This is a genomic window from Pseudomonas avellanae BPIC 631, assembly GCF_000444135.1.
Classification (GTDB): Bacteria; Pseudomonadota; Gammaproteobacteria; order Pseudomonadales; family Pseudomonadaceae; genus Aquipseudomonas; species Aquipseudomonas avellanae.
Genome location: NZ_ATDK01000408.1, coordinates 1 through 3,770, shown reverse-complemented (window position 1 = coordinate 3,770; position 3,770 = coordinate 1). Strand labels below are relative to the sequence as shown.

General features: G+C 58.2%; 4 protein-coding genes and 1 pseudogene. All 5 read left to right on the top strand.

Annotated elements, in window-relative coordinates; genetic code table 11:
- Nucleotides 1–264 precede the first annotated feature (264 nt).
- Nucleotides 265–1,230 (top strand): sulfonate ABC transporter substrate-binding protein, encoded by a 966-nt coding sequence (locus tag DW49_RS0123230; protein WP_005621569.1) that lies wholly within the window; start codon nt 265–267, stop codon nt 1,228–1,230.
- A gap of 28 nt (nt 1,231–1,258) precedes the next feature.
- A complete protein-coding gene (gene ssuC, locus DW49_RS0123225; protein ID WP_004397214.1) occupies nt 1,259–2,056 on the top strand; it encodes an aliphatic sulfonate ABC transporter permease SsuC in 798 nt (265 codons plus the stop codon).
- Nucleotides 2,053–2,865, top strand: a complete 813-nt coding sequence (gene ssuB / locus DW49_RS0123220; protein WP_005621566.1) for an aliphatic sulfonates ABC transporter ATP-binding protein — start codon at nt 2,053–2,055, stop codon at nt 2,863–2,865. The genes ssuC and ssuB overlap by 4 nt, the downstream gene beginning before the upstream one ends.
- A 26-nt stretch (nt 2,866–2,891) precedes the next feature.
- Nucleotides 2,892–3,107, top strand: a complete 216-nt coding sequence (locus DW49_RS0123215; protein ID WP_002555770.1) for a TOBE domain-containing protein — start codon at nt 2,892–2,894, stop codon at nt 3,105–3,107.
- A 134-nt stretch (nt 3,108–3,241) separates the two neighbouring features.
- Nucleotides 3,242–3,667 (top strand): annotated as a pseudogene (locus tag DW49_RS01000000128805) (RHS repeat-associated core domain-containing protein); the annotation flags it as partial.
- Nucleotides 3,668–3,770: the final 103 nt, after the last annotated feature.

The following is a 3,770-nucleotide window of genomic DNA, read 5'->3' as shown; positions in this document are numbered from 1 at the left end:
CCTGTCGTGACGCTCCGCGTCATGGATGTGGGCCACGCCGCATACTCAAGACCGAACGCAGAGCGCCCAGAACGGCATGCGACGCAGAGCGTCGCACGATAGTCGAAAAACAGTGCTTTCCTTTATATTCATTTATGGAATAACTAAATGAATAAATAAGATTTATAGATATAAAAATGTGCTGTTAAGGTCGTCCCTATTCCCGCCTCGCTCGCCTATCACTGGCCGAGCAGGCACTACTCAACACCCGGTAAAGGAGCGCATATGCGCACTGTCATTTTGCGTCGAAGCCTTGTCGCACTGTTTGCTGCTGCGGTCGCTCTTGGTGCGGTCACTCAGGCCCAGGCGGAAGATCTGCGCATCGGTTATCAGAAATACGGCACGCTGGTGCTGCTCAAGGCCAAGGGCTCTCTGGAAAAGCGCTTGGCCGAGCAGGGCGTGAAGGTTCAGTGGACCGAGTTCCCGGGCGGCCCGCAGTTGCTTGAAGGCCTGAACGTCGGCTCGATCGATTTCGGTGTGACCGGTGAAACGCCGCCGGTTTTCGCTCAGGCCGCAGGCGCGGATCTGCTGTACGTCGCCTACGAGCCGCCTGCGCCAACCAGCGAAGCCATTCTGGTGCCCAAGGACTCGCCGATTACCTCGGTAAAAGACCTTAAAGGCAAGAAAGTCGTCCTCAATAAAGGCTCCAACGTTCATTACCTTCTGGTTAAAGCGCTGGAAGATGCAGGCCTCAAATACACCGATATTCAGACCGTGTTCCTGCCGCCAGCCGATGCGCGTGCCGCTTTCGAACGTGGCAGCGTAGATGCCTGGGTCATCTGGGACCCGTACCAGGCCGCTGCTGAAAAGCAATTGCAGGCACGCACGCTGAAAGACGGCATCGGCATTGTCGACAACCACCAGTTCTATCTGGCGACCAAGCCTTATGCGCAGAAAAATCCAAAAGTGATTCAGGCCGTGATCGAAGAAGTCCGCGCGGTGGGCGAGTGGTCCAAAGCCAATCCCGACGAAGTGACCAAACAGGTCGCGCCGCTGCTGGGTCTGCCTGCCGACATTACGTTGACCTCGGTGAAACGCCAGGGCTACGGCGCGTTGTTCATCACCCCGCCGGTGGTCGCCGCGCAGCAGAAAATTGCCGACACCTTCTACCAGCTCAAATTGATCCCCAAACCGCTCAGCATTGCTGATGTGGTCTGGACGCCACCTGCTGCTGTTGCTCAAGCACAGTGACAAACAGGCCCCTCGAGGAGACAACTCCATGAGCCTCAGTGCTTCGCAACGCATCATTCACCGACTGGCGCCCTGGGCACTTCCAGTCCTGTTACTTGCCATCTGGCAGCTGTCAGTCAGTGCTGGCTGGTTGTCCACACGCATTTTGCCCGCACCCAGCGCCGTCATTGAAGCAGGTGTCACGCTGGTGGCCAGCGGCGAAATCTGGACCCACCTGGCGATCAGCGGCTGGCGCGCCGGTATCGGCTTTGCCATCGGCGGCGGCATCGGTCTGGCACTGGGCTTTATTACTGGCCTGAGCAAATGGGGCGAACGCCTGCTGGACAGCTCGGTGCAGATGATCCGCAACGTGCCGCACCTGGCGCTGATCCCGCTGGTCATCCTGTGGTTCGGCATCGACGAGACCGCGAAGATATTTTTGGTCGCGCTGGGCACGCTGTTCCCGATTTACCTGAACACCTACCACGGCATCCGCAACATCGACCCGGCGTTGGTAGAAATGTCCCGCAGCTACGGCTTGTCCGGCTTCAGCCTGTTTCGGCATGTGATTTTGCCTGGCGCCATGCCTTCGATTCTGGTGGGCGTGCGCTTTGCGCTGGGCTTCATGTGGCTGACGCTGATCGTGGCGGAAACCATTTCGGCCAGCTCCGGCATCGGTTATCTGGCGATGAATGCTCGAGAATTTCTGCAGACCGACATCGTGGTGCTGGCCATCGTCTTGTATGCCGTTCTCGGCAAGCTGGCCGATCTGGCGGCGCGAGGCCTTGAACGTGTCTGCCTGCGCTGGCATCCGGCCTATCAAGTGAGCAAAGGCGGTGCTGCATGACCAGTCTGAAACAACAACCCCCGCACTTGCTGCGCGGTATTCCACTGGCGGTGCAAAACCTGAAAAAGGCGTTTGGCACCCGCGAAGTGCTCAAGGACATCGACCTGCACATTCCGGCCGGTCAGTTCGTGGCCATTGTCGGCCGGAGCGGCTGCGGAAAAAGCACCTTGCTGCGCCTGCTTGCCGGCCTCGACAAGCCAACCGAGGGTCAATTGCTCGCAGGCTCTGCGCCGCTGGACGATGCCCGCGAAGACACGCGTTTGATGTTCCAGGAGGCGCGCTTGCTGCCCTGGAAGAAGATCATCGACAACGTCGGCCTGGGCCTCGGTGGCGACTGGCGACCGCAGGCACTCGAAGCGCTTGAGGCCGTAGGGCTTGCTGAGCGCGCCAACGAGTGGCCGGCGGCATTGTCTGGTGGCCAGAAGCAGCGTGTTGCCCTGGCCCGCGCGCTGATTCACAAGCCGCGCCTGTTGCTTCTCGACGAACCACTGGGCGCGCTGGATGCCCTGACGCGAATCGAAATGCAGCAACTGATCGAAAAGCTCTGGCACCAACACGGCTTCACCGTGCTGCTGGTCACCCATGATGTCAGCGAGGCCGTTGCCATCGCTGACCGGGTGATCCTGATCGAAGAAGGCCAGGTAGGCCTCGACTTGTTGGTCGACCTGCCGCGGCCACGCGCTCGCGGCTCGCATCGTCTTGCTGCGCTGGAAGCCGAAGTGCTCAACCGCGTATTGGCCATCCCTGGCTCGCCACCTGACCCGGAACCGTTTTCGCCACTGCCCACGCAACTGCGCTGGGCAAATTAACCCTGATCCCCAAAGGAAGACATGCCATGACTATTAAAGCCATCAACGTTCGCAACCAGTTCAAAGGCACCATCAAGGAAATCGTCCACGGCGACGTACTGTCGGAAATCGACGTACAGACCGCTTCGGGCGTCGTGACCTCGGTCATTACCACCCGCTCGGTCAAAGAGCTGGAACTGGTCGTCGGCAGCGAAGTGATTGCCTTCGTGAAATCGACCGAAGTTTCCATCGCCAAGCTGTAAACGATGGGCAAAAAATAACCCCGGACGGTTTTAGCCTTCCGGGTTTTTTGCTGTTTACCTAGTAGTTCTGCGAGGTAGGCGCTGTAGCGGTTTTGCTGGATGCTGATGGCTGATTCCTTTTGGAACGTCTGGCCATGGGCTCCTCAGATCAAGTGGTGTTGTGCCGCTACAGTTATGACCCACTGGACCATCTGGCTTCCAGCATGCCGACTGGCCGGGCGGATATTCAGCGCTTTTATCAGAAGAACCGTCTGGCGACCGAGATACAGGGTGCGTTGCTGTGTACGGTCTTTCAGCATGAAGATCTGCTGTTGGCCCAGCAACGGCGTGTGGACGGTGTGCTGGAAACCACACTGTTGGCAACCGATCAGCAGCGTTCTGTTTTGCAGCTTGTGGATAAAGCGGGTGCTGAGCCTATTGCTTATAGCCCATACGGTCATCATCCGGCAGAAAGTGGCTTGACCAGTTTGCTGGGTTTCAATGGCGAACGACGCGATCCGGTGACCGGGCATTATCTGCTGGGGAATGGGTATCGGTCTTATAACCCGGTGTTGATGCGGGGCGGTTTCAGAGGCTGAGTGCAACACCCGGCTATTGAGTTAGGGATGGACTCTCATGATGCTTGGACATCATTTCCGTCATCATTTCGATAGGGCATCTGTA

What these genes read in the sequence shown, in the direction of transcription:
- ssuC (WP_004397214.1), top strand. Translation starts at nt 1,259, where the DNA reads ATGAGCCTCAGTGCTTCGCAACGCATCATTCACCGACTGGCGCCCTGG.
- DW49_RS0123230 (WP_005621569.1), top strand. Translation starts at nt 265, where the DNA reads ATGCGCACTGTCATTTTGCGTCGAAGCCTTGTCGCACTGTTTGCTGCT.
- DW49_RS0123215 (WP_002555770.1), top strand. Translation starts at nt 2,892, where the DNA reads ATGACTATTAAAGCCATCAACGTTCGCAACCAGTTCAAAGGCACCATC.
- ssuB (WP_005621566.1), top strand. Translation starts at nt 2,053, where the DNA reads ATGACCAGTCTGAAACAACAACCCCCGCACTTGCTGCGCGGTATTCCA.